The organism is Pedobacter sp. UC225_61 (assembly GCF_044452285.1).
GTDB lineage: Bacteria > Bacteroidota > Bacteroidia > Sphingobacteriales > Sphingobacteriaceae > Pedobacter.
This window is the reverse complement of the sequence record NZ_JBIOAL010000001.1, coordinates 3028928-3044210: the sequence shown is the minus strand read 5'-3', so window position 1 is coordinate 3044210 and position 15283 is coordinate 3028928. Positions and strand designations below refer to the sequence as shown.

The following is a 15283-nucleotide window of genomic DNA, read 5'->3' as shown; positions in this document are numbered from 1 at the left end:
GATATGACAGATGAGCTAATTATAAAATTAGCGATTGATGAAATTGAAAACAGAACACTTGGTGTTACAGAACAATTTTTAGAAATTCATCAATTAGTTTATACAGATAATAAACCCAGCATTGCAAGAGTTGATACCGAAAGAGATGATGAGGCTATTGTTTATTTCAAAGTAGAAGGTGAGAAATTTTTTCTTGTAGTTTATTTTGACATTAAACCAACTATATCATTAAGATCGGTTAATATCGAAGCTTATCATTCTGTGTATTTTAGGGCTTTTTCTGATACTTTATCTTTGCAACAACTATCAGAATTAACTAAACTTAGTTCGACTTATGGAAGAAATAAGGGTGATATAAGAGGAGGAAATGGTGTATGGAAAGAAAGTACAATTGATTTTGAGCCAAATCCAGAAGCTGATGAATTTGAGGATAAACTAGATAAATTGTTGGATTATTTGGAGCAAGACGAAGAGGGTGTCAAAAACCTTATAAAGAATGCAGGAGGTTATATACAGGTCTATTCATCTTTTCATAACGGAAATACAATGATAGGTGGTCATCGTATTAAAAAACAACAAATTAAAAGAATGGGTAGGTTAAATTTGGCAATTGATTTTGATAGTAGTGCTGATGGAAATTTCTTTAATTAAATCAACCTAAAAACATGTCTAAAGAATTATACATCATCCGCCACGCCGAAACAGAGTTAAATAGGTTAGGAATTGTACAAGGTAGGGGTGTAGATAGTGATTTGAATGATACTGGACGAGCACAAGCAGCTGCATTTTTTGAAAGGTATAAAACTGTAGCATTCGATAAAATTTATACTTCAGAACTGAAACGCACTCATCAAACTGTACAGCAATTTATAGATTTAGGCTTACCATGGGAGCAAGAATCAGGTTTAGATGAATTAGCTTGGGGCTTATGGGAAGGTCAGCCAAATACAGAAGAATCTAGAGCAGCATTTAGAGAGGTAGTTGAGAAATGGCAAGGTGGTAATTATGATGCGAAATTTGAAGGTGGCGAAAGTCCTAATGATGTAAGTTTACGTTTACAAGAAACGATCTCGCTTATTAAAAGCAAAACTGATGAAAAACGAATTTTAGTGTGCATGCATGGCAGAGCTATGCGTTTATTGCTATGCTTATTACTTAATAAACCACTATCTGAAATGGGGGATTTTCCACATCAAAATACAACATTATACAGATTGGGTTTTGATGGTAATGGATTTACAGTTATCGACTTTAACAATACCGATCATTTAAAATAAACGCCTTGCTTGTTTCGATATCTAAATATGGGTAGGATAAATTCAGGCGACATAAATTAGTAAAAGTGAGTAAAATAAAAATATCTGCAGTTTCTTATACCAATGCCAAACCATTTATTTACGGAATTGAACACAATGATATTTGCAACGAAATAGATTTAAGTTTAGATATCCCATCAGATTGTGCTGCAAAATTAATTGCAAACAAAGTTGATATTGGTTTAATTCCTGTTGCTGCTATACCTTACGTACCTAATGCGAATATTATAGGTTCTTATTGCATCGGTTCGGTGGGTGCAGTGAATTCGGTATTTATTTTCGCTAACGTTCCTGCTTCAGAAATAAAAACGGTAAAACTCGATTTACAATCGCGTACTTCTAATAATTTGGCTAAGGTTTTATTAAAATTTCATTTTAAAGTTGAAGTAGAATTTACGACCAATCAAGATGCCAAAACTGACGCAATTGTTTTAATTGGAGATCGTACTTTTGGTAGAAAATCAGATTTTGCTTATGCCTATGATATGGGTGAGGAGTGGATGAGATTTACAGGTTTGCCATTTGTGTATGCTGCTTGGGTAGCTAATAAAGTTATTTCTCCAACCTTTGTTGCTGCTTTTGATAAGGCTTTGCAATTTGGTTTAGCTCATAGAAATGAAGTTTTAAAAGAATTGCCTCAACATTCAAATTTTGATTTGGACGATTACCTTTTGCATAAGCTAAATTTCGAATTAACTGATGAGAAGAGGAAAGCGCTAGGGTTGTTTTTAGGGTATATAGAGAAATTATAAGCCTCTTTTAGCAGCAGGCTTTGATTTTTTAACATTTACAACTGCGTCTTTTTCTACTTCAACCTTCTTTTTAACAGATGCTTTAGTTTCTTTGATTATAGGTTGTTGTTCAATAGTAGATTCCTGTATATCATCACCTTTGATAGTTGGATTCTGTTGTAAATATGAAGTTAAAACTTGCTTTAAATACAGATCTGGTTTTGGCATATTTATTACAGTGCCGGGTTCTTTATCTTGAGATTGTTTAATGTATGCCGATTTAATTTTACCCCAATCTTTAGAATACAGTTTAATAAACATTTCTACAAATTGCTCATCTGTGTATTTCTTAGGTAATCTTCCTAATACCGCTTGTATTTTTTCCTCTTTTCTATGTAAAACTGCCATTCGTATTTTATTTTTTCAAAGATAACCTATATTAGTTAAACGCTACAATGTAAATCTATGTGATTAACTTTCTATTTATTAATTTTATTTATGTCTCTTTCTGAAAAATTAAAATATTCAATTGTAATAATGCCAGATAAAAATGGAATTGCAGTGGTGGATAAATTTAAAGATGAATTACATTCGAAAATTGGTTGGTATAATAGTAGAAATTCTAAAGCACATCTTACTATTTTAGAATTTACTGCTGATAAGGATGAACTTGATGAGATTATAACGCTTTTAAAGGAAGTTGCTAATTATGAAAATTCTTTTCGTTTAAGTTTTGATAGAGTTAGTAATTACTCAAATGGAGCCGTGTTTTTAAAACCTGATGAAGCAACTAGAGTTCCTTTAACTGAATTGATGATTAGAATTCAAAAGAATACTAACATTAAAGATACGTATAAAAGTAAAGATCCGCATATTTCTATTGGAAGAAAATTGAGCAAAGAAAATGTTGACATTGCTTTAAAAATGTTTGCTGAAGTAAAATTGGATTTTAAATGTGAAAGTCTTGTGTTGAGGAAATTTGATCCAGTAAAAAAACAATATGGAATTTATTCTGAAGACTTTCCATTTTTAAATATTCCACCAAAACCAAATGCACAACAAAGTCTTTTTTAAACGTCATGAACTTTAATAGTTGACCAAGCTTTTCACATCTAAACCTGATAGTAACGAACATGGAGTGAAACTGACTAAAGTGGATAGCAGGACTGAATTTTAATAAAATTTGAGAATTTTCTTTTCTAGATGATTAACCAATAATTATTTTTTACCTCTTAACAATTCAATAATTTCTCCACAAAAACTTCAACACTAAGCCTCAAGATGCTATATTTACACCTTAGTAATTGATAAAGATTTTGGCCAAAGTAAAAGAAACCGTAACACCATTAATGCAACAATACAATACCATTAAGGCGAAATATCCTGGGGCATTATTGTTATTTAGAGTTGGAGATTTTTACGAAACATTTGGCGAAGACGCAGTAAAAACGGCTCAAATTTTAGGCATTGTTTTAACTAAACGCGGTACCGGACCAAATGGAGCTTTAGAGTTGGCTGGTTTCCCTCATCATTCATTAGAAAATTATTTATCTAAACTGGTTAGGGCAGGGCAACGTGTAGCTATTTGCGATCAGCTTGAAGACCCAAAAACTACTAAAACCATCGTTAAGCGTGGTGTAACAGAATTAGTTACTCCTGGTATTGCTTATAACGACAATATCTTAAGCCAGAAAGCTAACAATTACCTTGCTGCTGTTTTCTTCGATAAACAAAATATTGGTGTTTCTTTTTGCGATATATCTACTGGAGAATTTTTAGTTGCTCAAGGCAATGCAGAATATATTGATAAACTTTTGCAAGGTTTTCGACCGACCGAAGTTGTTTTCCAGAAAAGTAAACGGCAGGAATTTTTAAACCTATTTGGCGATAAATTTTATACATTTCATCTAGACGATTGGGCTTTTACTACAGATTATGCTAGCGAAACACTAACTAAACATTTTGAAGTTAACTCGTTAAAAGGTTTTGGTGTTGATAAATTACAAGCGGGTATTGTAGCAGCAGGAGTAGTTTTATACTATTTGGGCGAAACCGAGCATCGGAACTTGCAACATATTAGCTCAATTTCTCGATTGGAAGAAGAACGTTACATGTGGCTAGATCGTTTTACCATTCGCAATTTAGAATTGGTAAGTACAGCTAACGATAACGGCGTAACTTTATTTGATGTGTTAGACGAAACCTGTACGCCAATGGGCGCTAGGATGTTGCATAAGTGGATTATTATGCCACTTAAAGAACTAAAACCTATTCAAGAGCGATTGGGAATGGTGGAATATTTAGTGCATCATGACGAGCTTTTGCAAGAATTTTTAACACACATTAAACCTATTGGAGATTTAGAAAGATTAATTTCTAAAGTTGGTTTACAAAAAGCTGGACCGAGAGAATTGGTGCAATTAAAGAGAGCTTTATCTCATATAGAAGATGTTAAAAAGCTAGCTGAACAAACTGAAAATCCATTTTTGACCGTATTAGCTTCGCAGTTAAACCCTTGTTTAAGCATTAAAGAAAAGTTAGAAAGAGAGCTCAATCAAGATCCTCCAGCTTTGCTAATTAAAGGAAATGTAATTGCCGATGGGATAGATGAAGAGCTAGATCGTTTACGCAAAATCGCCTTTGGCGGAAAAGAATATTTAGTCGAAATACAGAAAAGAGAAGCAGCTGCTACTGGAATTCCATCCTTAAAAATATCTTTTAATAACGTTTTTGGCTATTATTTAGAGGTTACGCATACACACAAAGATAAAGTGCCAGAAAGTTGGATACGTAAACAAACGTTGGTAAATGCAGAGCGATATATTACCCCTGAATTAAAAGAATATGAAGAGCAGATTTTAGGCGCAGAAGAGAAAATTCAAACTATTGAAGTGCGTTTGTACAACGAATTGATGTACCAGGTTTCGCATTATATTAAACCTATTCAGTTAAATGCGTATTTAATCGCACAATTAGATGTGCTGCTTTGTTTTGCGCAATTGGCAATTAAAAATCACTACGCTAAACCTATCTTAAACAATAAGAAGGAATTAGATATAAAAGGAGGTCGCCATCCAGTAATAGAAAAACAGTTGCCAACAGGCGATGAATACATTACCAACGATGTCTTTTTAGACAATGACAGTCAACAAATAATTATCATTACTGGTCCAAATATGTCCGGTAAGTCTGCTATTTTGAGACAAACGGCTTTAATTGTTTTAATGGCACAAATGGGCTCATTTGTCCCCGCAAAAGCAGCTCATATTGGCATAATCGATAAAATATTTACTAGAGTTGGGGCATCAGATAATTTATCTAGTGGCGAGAGTACATTCATGGTAGAAATGAATGAAACGGCTAGTATTTTAAATAACATATCGGATAGAAGTTTGATTTTGCTGGATGAAATTGGTCGTGGTACGAGTACTTACGATGGAATTTCTATAGCATGGGCAATTGCAGAATTTTTGCACGAACATCCAACTGCACGACCAAAAACTTTGTTTGCGACGCATTATCATGAATTGAATGAGTTGGAGAATACCATGAGCCGCATTAAAAACTTTAATGTAACGATTAAAGAGTTGAATAATAAAGTAATCTTCTTACGTAAATTAGTGCCAGGCGGTAGCGAACATAGTTTTGGTATCCATGTAGCTAAAATGGCTGGAATGCCGTCGAAATTAATTAATCGTGCTAACGAAATATTAAAACGCTTAGAGATCGATAGAACTGAAGGGCAAAGTATTAAGGATAGCATTAAGAAGGTGCAAAATCAAGCATATCAGTTGCAGATGTTTGCAATTGATGACCCAGTGTTAGTAAAAATACGGGATACCTTAAATAACCTAGACGTAAATTTGTTAACGCCAGTTGAAGCTTTACTAAAATTGGATGAAATACAACGGTTAATTAAAACATAGGTATGAAAAGCTACAATTTTAAACTCTATAGCTTTATTTTAGTCTTAGTGTTGATTTTATCATCATGTGGTACTAGAAAATATGCAGTTAAGCCTAGTGAAAAAGCAGCGAAAGCAGCAGATGCAATGGCTGCATTAAAAAGTAAAGATTTATATCGTTTTATTACCGATTGGACAGGGGTTAAATATCGCTTAGGCGGAATGGATAAAAGTGGAATAGATTGCTCAGGTTTTGCTTTGCTATTAGAAAAGAATATTTATGGGCATACTTTGCCAAGGCGATCAAAAGATCAAGCTGAGGCTATAAAAAAGAAAAGCAAAGATAACTTAGAAGAAGGTGATCTTATCTTTTTCTCTTTTGGAGGCAATGAAGTTGATCATGTTGGCGTTTATTTGAATAGTAATTTTTTTGTACATGCTTCTACTACAAGAGGTGTTGTGGTTGATGATCTGAATATGCCTGTTTATCAGAATGCAATTGTAAAAACAGGAACCTTAAAATAATAATATGCGTAAAATAATTAGCTCTCTTTGTTTAGTAATTGGTTTAACATCGGCTGTATATGCCCAAAAAACGTTAAAAATTGGTGAGGTATTACCTAATTTGGCTTTATTAAGTACCAAGGGGAATGTGTACGATTTAAAGGCTCAAAAAGCTGTGAAAGGTTTTATCTTAATTTTTATGACGCCAACCTGCGATCATTGTATAGCCTATGAGCCTAGAATTATGGCTTTAGATAAGAAATATAAAGTTAAAGGTTTTCCTGTGGTAGCAATCGGTCCTTATGGTGATGATCCGATTAAATATCCGCTAGATGCGATGCCTGAAATGAAGAAATTGGCAATTAATAAACAGTTTACATTTCCATATCTATCGGATGATAATTTTAAATATACTTGGTTATTGGGTATAAAAGAAACACCAACAGCTGTTGTACTGCAGAAAAAATCAAATGGATTTTTAATTAAATACATTGGAAGAATTGATGATGAGCAAAATCAAAAATTAGTTCCTAAAAATAAATTTGTAGAACAAGAGGTTAACAAATTGTTGACTAAATAAACCTAGCCTAATGAAATATTTGCTGATTTTATTTTTGCTAACATTAACTTTTGCAGTAAACGCTCAAGTTAAATTAGTATCATTAAAAGAGCTAGATAAAAGATTTTCCAAAGGAAAAGATACAACCTATGTACTAAACTTTTGGGCAACTTGGTGTGGGCCATGCGTTGAGGAATTGCCATATTTTGAGAATTTAAAGACCGAATATTTCAAAAAACCTATAAAAGTGATTTTGGTTAGTATGGATTTTAAATCTAAAGTAAAATCTAATGTTATTCCATTTGTTAAAAAACATAAATTGAAATCAGAAGTTTATGTAATTAATGAGCCCAACCAGCAAGCATTTATAGACAATGTAGATAAAAAATGGTCGGGTGCTTTACCAGCTACTTTGATTGTAATAAATAATAGACGAACATTTTTCGAGAAAGAATTTACCGGTACAGAATTAGAAGATTTAGTAAAAAATATGGTTCACGGAGATTATAAACCTTAAAAAAAATGAAAAAGATTTTATTTGCATGTTTAATGATGCTAGGCATTATGGCAAAGGCGCAAAATGGTTATCAAGTTGGTGATGTTGCTACAGATTTTAATTTAAAGAACGTAGATGGTAAGAATGTTTCTTTAGCTAATTATAAAGGTGCCAAGGGATACATTGTTGTATTTACCTGTAACACTTGTCCGGTTGCCCAGGCTTATCAAAGTAGGGTTGAGGCATTAAATAAAGAATATGCTCCAAAGGGATATCCTGTTATTGCGATTAACACAAATGATCCTGTTGCATCACCCGGGGATAGCTATTCTAAAATGCAAGAACGAGCTACGCAAAAGAAATTCAGCTTTGCTTATTTAGAAGATCCAAATCATGTTTACACTAAAAAATACGGTGCTAATAAAACTCCACATGTATTTGTATTGCAAAAAACCGCTAAAGGAAATGAGGTAGCTTATATTGGGGCAATTGATAATGATCAAGAAGAGGTCAATCTACAAAAAGAAAGCTATGTGCAAAATGCAGTTAACTTATTACTGCAAGGCAAAAAGCCGACTGTAACTTATACAAAAGCAATTGGTTGTAGCATAAAATGGAAAAAAGAAAGTGCTGAATAGTTGATTTAAAGGTATTTCTTACCCTTCTTAATTAAATAACTATTTTTGTTCTGAAATAAATCTGAAGTTTTTTATGGCTACTCCTAAGCATGATTATTCTTTTTGGACTAAATACAAGCGTTTTGCTACGACAGAAATTCTAATGTATTTAATTATGGTTATTGGTATCGGTCTGGGTATTATTTTTTTAAGTTAAATACTAGTTTTATGTGATCACCAGTATTAACATCGGTTATAAATTTAAAGAATGTTGCATAGCTTTCTGCTGGAAAAGTACCATCATTCATTATAAATTTCCGATAATATATTAACTTATTACCCTCTAAAGTAGTTCTTGAAATGTACGAACCAAACTCACTAGAAATGTTTTTATCACTCGGTTCGATAAGGGGAATTACATTTTCTGGTAGAGTGTAAGTGATTGTGTCTATATCAGTATATCCACGGTTTATATAAACAGGTAATGTTCGGTTTTTAGAATCAGGTATAGTTGCTCTAATATTAAAGGCGTTCAACAAAAGAAACATTTTTCCACTATTTATTGATGCGTAATTTCTAATATTTAGAGTTAAATTTTCTGTGAGTTCTGGTTCAATATTTTTCTTTTGACTGTATTCAATTTTATCGAAATTGATATTATCAATGTCGTAGACCTCTTTTAATAATTTTAGTTGTTCTGTTAAAGGTTTGTCAACAATTTCTTCGTGATTATCATATTGCGCACCAGAAAATATTGTCTTTAAATTTCCAGTTACATTTCCATCCTTATCTATACTTAAATCTGCTTTACCGACTTGAAGATTTTTTGATGTAATTAATTTTGGTGTACGCAATAATTTACCTCCATCTGCTGTGCATGCTAACACATACCTATCATCTGTAAAATCACTTAAAAAACCGAAAGGAATTTTCTGACTAGTACATTCTAACCAAGTTGTATCGCCTTTAAGTGGCATGCATAAAATAACATGGTTTCCTTGATTCATGCTTGCATAGGTGGGGTCTAAACTCTTTTTCTGACTACCAGCTTGTACAATACAATAATATGATTCAATGCCAGCCACATCTAACAGGCTTTGCATATAGTTAACCAATGCTTTACAATCGCCATAACCCAATCGGTCTACATCTGCAGCGGTAACAGGTTGAAAACCGCCAATTCCTATTTGAACACTAATGTATCGAGTTTTATTTTGTAGATATTGATATATTTTTCTTGCTTTTTCCTTATCGTTAGTTTCGTTTTTAACTAAGTCTGTTATGGTTTGAATAGTTGCAAGCGATATATTTTTTCGATTTTTTAATAAGTTATCATATTCCCATTTTCCCAATTCCTGCCAATTCGTGTAATTGCCTTTGTAATTGAAATAATTAAAGTTTTGAGGTGCAATTTTAACACTAGTTTGATAGTTTTCTCTATCAGGACTATAAGGTTCAGGTTTTACACCTACCAGATTATTTACAGTCCATAGTAAACTTTTTTGTTTCTCAGTTACTGTTTCTATAGCATTGTTAGCTAAATTTTGAGTTTTAATGCGAAATTGATCAGTTGGCTTACAAATAAAAGTATAACTGCTTTTCTCTACAGAAACATCGTTTGCAGGTTTTGGTGTCCAATCTGGAATAATCAAATTTTGCTTATAACGCATTTCATATGTATAAACTATGGTATATGGATAAGTGTTTACAGAAGGTAGGTAATGTTTTACACGACTATCTTCAAACAAAGAGAAATCTTGTACAGCACTTTCATCTTTAAAATCGTTTTGGGAAAATTTACCACTTAGTTTACCAACTTCGTTATAAATTTCGCCTTTAATGCTTTTGATAGAAGTATTTTTGTCGTAAAATAGAACTAGACGAGCACTATTCTCGCCATTTTTATTTAAAACAGTAATGGCTTGCTTAACAGAATAAACTACATTATCTGGCACACGCATATCTACAACAGTTTCTTCATTTCTGATGGTTGCATTTGCTCTATTTCTAAGTGTAGCAGGTATTAATTCAGCATCATAATTATCTTGAGCATACCCTATAAAAAAACTCAGGAACGATATTAAAAATAAGGATGTAAATTTCATTAATCAGTCTTTTTTACTAATAAATCTGCTTTTTGATTTTGGATGATTTTGCTATAAAACTCTTTAAGGTAAAGATATTCTTCTGGAGCGTAAATGGCTTTGTTAAATTGCAAAACTTGGTTTAATATCAAATTATTATCTGTTAATGTAGTTTGTAATAAATAACGACCACCCGTTGCTGGTAAAGCTAAACCCATGTCCTGTGGCTTTTCTTGTACGGTGTAATTTCCTGGCAAACTTATGGTTATTGAAATTCGTTCATCAGATGCAGCACCTAAATCAACAGGATACGTTCTTTCATTTAAATTAAAGGGGTTTTTAGAAATACGATTAATAAAGAAAGGATTAATATAAAGTTGATTTTTACTTGAACCATCGTGAGCTGCAAATTCAACTTCATAGGTTTCTATGAGCGGTTTATCTACACTATCAATATTTAAGATTTCTTGTTTTAAGATACTTAATTTTGCTAATCCCTCATCTAATTTCTCTACATATTCATCGGTAGAATTATATTTTTTAATGTCTTTCCGTTTATTAAAAGCTGCGTAGCCTAGAGTAGTAGTTGTAATAGTGCCAGTAATTTTACCGTCTGGATTTAATTTCCCAGTTAGTGAATAATTTGTAACACTTTTCTGAGCTGCTTTTAAATCTATCCAATACGATGGTTTTTTAAGATTAATTACCCTACCTTGATCATTTATACAACGTAAAGGCAATAATCCGAAGGGTAATAAAGGCTCTGTAGCATCTAATAAATAACTTTTTTCTCCAATATTAACTTTAGCAACCACATAATTAAAATCACTTATAATAGGAAATAATTTGTTCACGTTTCCATTATCTCGTGTAGAGATAATAACAGCTTCAGCATCTAAATCTGCTGCAGAAAGTGCTGCAATTAAACTTAAATTTATTCCTGCAGCATTGCCCGATCTACTCTCAAGAACAGTTTTAATATTCTCTTCACTATATTTTCCATAGTAATTATTCCATTTTATTTGTTTCTTGATATAGTCATAAATCGCTTTGGCTTTGCTTAAATCGTCAGTAGTGTTTTTTAAAATCGCTGGCATTAAATCCTTAAAAACATCTTTACGTTTCATGTGCGAACCAAAGTTCTTGTCAGAAGTTAATTCGTAATCAACATCTTTCCATGCTTTAGTAAAACTTTGTTTGCTTCCATTGGTCATTTGCATATCTGAAAGCTCAAAATAAATTGCCGACTTAAAATTACTGGCTGCTGTCATGTAGTCTTCTTCTAAAAAAGCAGGTACATTTTTCATAATATAAGTCATTTTAGAGCAATCGATGGCTACTCCGTTTAATCGTAAACACTCTCTGCTCAGTTCAGCTTTTTGATCACTTAACTTATTAAATCCACGTAGTGTAACATTGTAATTAAAGTTACCAGGTATGTACGCTACATATTCGCTAGATACTTTAGGAATATCTGATTGAAATTCCCATGTTTTAAAATTAAAATAGTTTGGAGATTGTAATAAGTAACTATATTCTATAATAGAACCATCCTTAATATTTGGTAAAGTGAATTTGGTTAATGAAGTGTATTTAGATCTATTTTCTGTAAATACTGCTTTTCTATCCATAATAGTCTCTACAAATTTACCATCAACATAGTTAAAAGTAGAGGCTTTTAGGTTTTTAACTGACTCTTCTCTTGTGTCATCTTTATATGTAGGAATAACAATATTGGCCTGACTAAATCCTTCTTTATTGTAAATTTTAATTTTTACATGATATTCAAACATCAACATAAGCCTTCCTGTAGCATCGTCAATTTGTAAGGTTGCAGTTCCAAATTCTTTTAAAACCACGGCATTTGCATTACTATCTAAAGTTTTTTTGTTAAACTCATAATCATCATATGTAATTGCTCCAAAGTTAAAGTTCTGAGCATGAGTAGATAAGAGTATAAAATAAAAGCAAGCTACAGCTAAAATTTTTTTCATAAAGAGGTCAGTTAATTTATAGCAATTTAATTTTCCTAGTTAACAATATGAAATAATTCTCAACTAAAATTTTAGCTGAATAGTACAGAACTAACCAAACCTTTTTAGCATTTTTGAAAAAGAAAAATATAGCTCAAAATAATACCTCAGTATATACTAAATAAAATGAAATTAAATTTAAAACGTCCTTTAGCCTTTTTCGATTTAGAAGCCACAGGAATAAACATTGGTGTTGATCGAATTGTAGAAATTGCCATATTAAAGGCGATGCCTGATGGATCGGAAGTGATTTTAACAAAGCGGATTAATCCGGAAATGTCAATTCCGTTAGTTACTTCATTAATACATGGTATTTATGATGAGGATATTAAAAACGAGCCTACATTTGGTGCTGTTGCAAAAGAGATTGCAGCATTTATTGGTGATTCAGATTTAGCTGGTTACAATTCTAATAAATTTGATATACCTATGTTGTTAGAAGAATTTTTAAGAGTTGGTGTTGATTTCGACATGAGTGATCGAAAATTTGTTGATGTACAAAATATATTTCACCAAATGGAACAACGTACACTAAAAGCAGCTTATAAGTTTTATTGCGAAAAAGATATAATTAATGCACATTCAGCAGAGGCTGATATTAAAGCAACTTATGAGGTTTTATTAGCGCAGCTTGATAAATATCAAGATATTGAATTTGAAGATAAACAAGGAAATAAATCGAAACCTGTACAAAACGATGTAGATCTATTGCACAGCTTTACCAACATGAATAAAGTGGTAGATTTTGCTGGTAGAATGGTGTATAATGAAAAAGGAGAGGAGACGATTAACTTTGGAAAGCATAAAGGTAAAACAGTAGAACAGGTTTTTGATGCAGAACCAAGTTATTATGCATGGATGAAACAAGGTGATTTTCCTTTATATACAAAGAAGAAATTAGAGGAGATTTGGATGAGATGGAATAAAAAGAAAGAAGAACAAAAAGTAGCCAGAGCGCAAAGCCAAGCTACTAAAACTGACGTTCCAACTACAAAACCTCATCAAAAAGAAAAACCAGCTGCACCAATTAATAATGATATGTTGGAGCAATTAAAAATGAAATTCCGAAAATAGCCTCTTTAATACTATAACTTAATATGAAAATAAAACTATTTAGCATTCTACTCTTAGTGAGTTTATATGCAAAGGCTCAACTTCCAGTAGAACAAGTTTTTAAGCAAGCTTACCAAAAAGGCACTCGTGATGTGAGTGGAGCGCCAGGAGCAAAATATTGGCAAAATACTGCTAATTACAATCTTAAAATTGATTTTAATCCTGAAACAAGAGTATTAAAAGGAACTGTAGAAATTCAGTATACTAATAATAGCCCTGATGTTTTGGAAGAAATTTGGTTTAAATTGTATCCAAACCTGTATAAAAAAGGTGTTACTAGAAAATCTAAACTAAATGAACGCGATTTAGGTGAAGGTGTTAAAATCACCAATATTTTTTTAAATAATCTACCTAAAGATACCTCAACTTTAGTAATTGATGGAACAAATATGCATACCAAAGTTCCTGCATTAGCATCTGGTAAAACAATGAATTTTAAAATTGAGTACAGTTACATTCTGAATAAAGGTTCGCATCAAAGAACTGGTCAGGTAGATGATGGGGCGCATTTTTTAGCCTATTTCTTTCCTCGCATTGCAGTTTATGATGATGTAGATGGTTGGAATAAAATTCCATATAGTGGTGCTGAAGAGTTTTATAATGATTTTTGTAATTTTAAAGCCGCTATTACTGTACCCATAAACTATGCAGTTTGGGCAACAGGTGATTTATCAAATGGTGCTGAAGTATTTTCAAAAAACGTTTACAAAAAATACCAATTGGCCAATAAAAGTGATGAAACAGTTGATGTAATAGATAGTAGTGAATTAGCACAAAATAAAGTAACTGCTCAGAAACCTTTCAACACATTCAAATTTGAAGCTAAAAATGTAGTCGATTTTGCATTTGCAACTAGTAACCATTATTTATGGAAATCTAATAGTTTGGTTGTAGATCCAAAAACAGGTAGAAGAACTAGAGTTGATGCCGTTTTTAATCAAAAACATAAAGACTATTATGAAGTAATTGATTTTGCTCGTAAAACAGTTCATGCAATGAGTTATGTATTTCCAAAATGGCCTTTTCCCTACAGTCATGAAACTGTTTTTGATGGCTTAGATCAAATGGAGTATCCAATGATGGTAAATGATAATCCAACTCAAAATAAATTTGATGCGATTACGCTAACCGATCATGAGATTTTTCATACCATGTTTCCATTTTATATGGGTATAAACGAAACTAAATACGGTTGGATGGATGAAGGTTGGGCAACAATAGGTGAGTGGTTAATTTCACCAATGATAGATAGTACAATAGTAGATGATTATGGCGTTGGACCTACTGGAAGTTCTTCTGGTACAAAAGATGATAGTCCAATTGTAACATTAACTACAGAATTAAAAGGCTCTGGTTCATTTACTAATTCTTATCCTAAGCCAGGTTTTGGTTATCTTTTTGTTAAGGATTATTTAGGTGATGAATTGTTTACCAAGGCTTTACATAATTACATCACTCAGTGGAATGGTAAACATCCAATGCCTTACGATTTCTTTTACAGTATGAATACTGGTGCTGGAAAAAATATGGATTGGTTTTGGAAACGTTGGTTTTTTGAAGAAGGAGTAACTGATATGGCAATTAAGTCAATAACTAAAACAGATGTTGGATATGATATTGAGATTGAAAATAAAAGTAATAAGCCCTTACCAGTGGATTTAACAATTACTTATAGCGATAACTCAACTGAAAAAATACATCACACCATTGGTGTTTGGGAAAAAGAGAATAAAACTTTTATATCACCCGTTAAAACCAATAAACAAATTAGTAAAGTAGTGATGAAAAGCGACCATGTTCCGGATAAAAATAGGAGTGATAATACATTTATTCTAAAGAATTAGAAAATCAAATAAAAAGCCCGATTAATACTAGTCGGGCTTTTTGCTACAGTTATTATACAAGTAGACCATCATTCCCAACTTG

Annotated in this window: 14 protein-coding genes; 11 read left to right on the top strand and 3 right to left on the bottom strand. The window is 32.2% G+C overall.

Annotation, left to right across the window (positions count from 1 at the left end):
• The first annotated feature begins 3 nt into the window (after window positions 1-3).
• The 3 genes from ACHMWN_RS13860 to ACHMWN_RS13850 all read left to right on the top strand — a co-directional run bounded on the left by ACHMWN_RS13860 (window position 4) and on the right by ACHMWN_RS13850 (window position 2068).
• Complete coding sequence (locus tag ACHMWN_RS13860) at window positions 4-651, top strand: DUF4279 domain-containing protein (protein ID WP_397302155.1); 648 nt, start codon at window positions 4-6, stop codon at window positions 649-651.
• A 14-nt stretch (window positions 652-665) separates the two neighbouring features.
• A complete protein-coding gene (locus tag ACHMWN_RS13855; RefSeq protein WP_397302152.1) occupies window positions 666-1277 on the top strand; it encodes a histidine phosphatase family protein in 612 nt (203 codons plus the stop codon).
• Window positions 1278-1342: 65 nt separating this feature from the next.
• On the top strand, window positions 1343-2068 hold the full coding sequence (locus ACHMWN_RS13850; RefSeq protein ID WP_397302149.1) for a menaquinone biosynthetic enzyme MqnA/MqnD family protein: 726 nt from the start codon (window positions 1343-1345) through the stop codon (window positions 2066-2068).
• Here ACHMWN_RS13850 and ACHMWN_RS13845 read toward each other — a convergent pair.
• On the bottom strand, window positions 2063-2455 hold the full coding sequence (locus tag ACHMWN_RS13845; RefSeq protein WP_397302146.1) for a hypothetical protein: 393 nt from the start codon (window positions 2453-2455) through the stop codon (window positions 2063-2065). The two genes, ACHMWN_RS13850 and ACHMWN_RS13845, sit on opposite strands and share 6 nt — an antisense overlap.
• 90 nt (window positions 2456-2545) lie before the next feature.
• Between ACHMWN_RS13845 and ACHMWN_RS13840 the strand changes: the two genes are divergently transcribed.
• The 6 genes from ACHMWN_RS13840 to ACHMWN_RS13815 all read left to right on the top strand — a co-directional run bounded on the left by ACHMWN_RS13840 (window position 2546) and on the right by ACHMWN_RS13815 (window position 8148).
• Window positions 2546-3121 (top strand): 2'-5' RNA ligase family protein, encoded by a 576-nt coding sequence (locus ACHMWN_RS13840; protein ID WP_397302144.1) that lies wholly within the window; start codon window positions 2546-2548, stop codon window positions 3119-3121.
• A 275-nt stretch (window positions 3122-3396) separates the two neighbouring features.
• A complete protein-coding gene (gene mutS / locus ACHMWN_RS13835) occupies window positions 3397-5973 on the top strand; it encodes a DNA mismatch repair protein MutS (protein WP_397303599.1) in 2577 nt (858 codons plus the stop codon).
• A 2-nt stretch (window positions 5974-5975) separates the two neighbouring features.
• Window positions 5976-6476 (top strand): C40 family peptidase, encoded by a 501-nt coding sequence (locus ACHMWN_RS13830; protein ID WP_397302141.1) that lies wholly within the window; start codon window positions 5976-5978, stop codon window positions 6474-6476.
• Between the two features lie 4 nt (window positions 6477-6480).
• Window positions 6481-7035 carry a redoxin domain-containing protein gene (locus ACHMWN_RS13825; RefSeq protein WP_397302139.1) on the top strand — a complete coding sequence of 185 codons (555 nt, stop codon included), beginning with the start codon at window positions 6481-6483 and terminating at the stop codon, window positions 7033-7035.
• A gap of 10 nt (window positions 7036-7045) precedes the next feature.
• The gene (locus ACHMWN_RS13820) at window positions 7046-7531 is read left to right on the top strand and encodes a TlpA disulfide reductase family protein (protein ID WP_397302136.1); all 486 of its coding nucleotides are present in this window, start codon (window positions 7046-7048) and stop codon (window positions 7529-7531) included.
• A 5-nt stretch (window positions 7532-7536) separates the two neighbouring features.
• Window positions 7537-8148 (top strand): thioredoxin family protein, encoded by a 612-nt coding sequence (locus tag ACHMWN_RS13815; protein ID WP_397302133.1) that lies wholly within the window; start codon window positions 7537-7539, stop codon window positions 8146-8148.
• Between the two features lie 179 nt (window positions 8149-8327).
• Here the strand turns inward: ACHMWN_RS13815 and ACHMWN_RS13810 are convergent, their stop codons facing one another.
• A complete protein-coding gene (locus ACHMWN_RS13810; protein WP_397302130.1) occupies window positions 8328-10232 on the bottom strand; it encodes a DUF3857 domain-containing protein in 1905 nt (634 codons plus the stop codon).
• The gene (locus ACHMWN_RS13805; RefSeq protein WP_397302128.1) at window positions 10232-12205 is read right to left on the bottom strand and encodes a transglutaminase domain-containing protein; all 1974 of its coding nucleotides are present in this window, start codon (window positions 12203-12205) and stop codon (window positions 10232-10234) included. The genes ACHMWN_RS13810 and ACHMWN_RS13805 overlap by 1 nt, the downstream gene beginning before the upstream one ends.
• 165 nt (window positions 12206-12370) lie before the next feature.
• Between ACHMWN_RS13805 and ACHMWN_RS13800 the strand changes: the two genes are divergently transcribed.
• Together ACHMWN_RS13800 and ACHMWN_RS13795 are read left to right on the top strand one after the other, a co-directional pair.
• A complete protein-coding gene (locus ACHMWN_RS13800) occupies window positions 12371-13318 on the top strand; it encodes an exonuclease domain-containing protein (protein WP_397302127.1) in 948 nt (315 codons plus the stop codon).
• 23 nt (window positions 13319-13341) lie between these two features.
• Window positions 13342-15201: a M1 family metallopeptidase gene (locus ACHMWN_RS13795; protein WP_397302125.1), complete on the top strand. Its 1860-nt coding sequence runs from the start codon at window positions 13342-13344 to the stop codon at window positions 15199-15201.
• Window positions 15202-15283 lie beyond the last annotated feature (82 nt).

Bases quoted from the DNA above. Each gene is read 5' to 3' on its own strand.
- ACHMWN_RS13860 (WP_397302155.1), top strand. From the start codon at position 4: ATGACAGATGAGCTAATTATAAAATTAGCGATTGATGAAATTGAAAAC.
- ACHMWN_RS13855 (WP_397302152.1), top strand. From the start codon at position 666: ATGTCTAAAGAATTATACATCATCCGCCACGCCGAAACAGAGTTAAAT.
- ACHMWN_RS13845 (WP_397302146.1), bottom strand. From the start codon at position 2,455: ATGGCAGTTTTACATAGAAAAGAGGAAAAAATACAAGCGGTATTAGGA.
- ACHMWN_RS13840 (WP_397302144.1), top strand. From the start codon at position 2,546: ATGTCTCTTTCTGAAAAATTAAAATATTCAATTGTAATAATGCCAGAT.
- mutS (WP_397303599.1), top strand. From the start codon at position 3,397: ATGCAACAATACAATACCATTAAGGCGAAATATCCTGGGGCATTATTG.
- ACHMWN_RS13830 (WP_397302141.1), top strand. From the start codon at position 5,976: ATGAAAAGCTACAATTTTAAACTCTATAGCTTTATTTTAGTCTTAGTG.
- ACHMWN_RS13825 (WP_397302139.1), top strand. From the start codon at position 6,481: ATGCGTAAAATAATTAGCTCTCTTTGTTTAGTAATTGGTTTAACATCG.
- ACHMWN_RS13820 (WP_397302136.1), top strand. From the start codon at position 7,046: ATGAAATATTTGCTGATTTTATTTTTGCTAACATTAACTTTTGCAGTA.
- ACHMWN_RS13815 (WP_397302133.1), top strand. From the start codon at position 7,537: ATGAAAAAGATTTTATTTGCATGTTTAATGATGCTAGGCATTATGGCA.
- ACHMWN_RS13810 (WP_397302130.1), bottom strand. From the start codon at position 10,232: ATGAAATTTACATCCTTATTTTTAATATCGTTCCTGAGTTTTTTTATA.
- ACHMWN_RS13805 (WP_397302128.1), bottom strand. From the start codon at position 12,205: ATGAAAAAAATTTTAGCTGTAGCTTGCTTTTATTTTATACTCTTATCT.
- ACHMWN_RS13800 (WP_397302127.1), top strand. From the start codon at position 12,371: ATGAAATTAAATTTAAAACGTCCTTTAGCCTTTTTCGATTTAGAAGCC.
- ACHMWN_RS13795 (WP_397302125.1), top strand. From the start codon at position 13,342: ATGAAAATAAAACTATTTAGCATTCTACTCTTAGTGAGTTTATATGCA.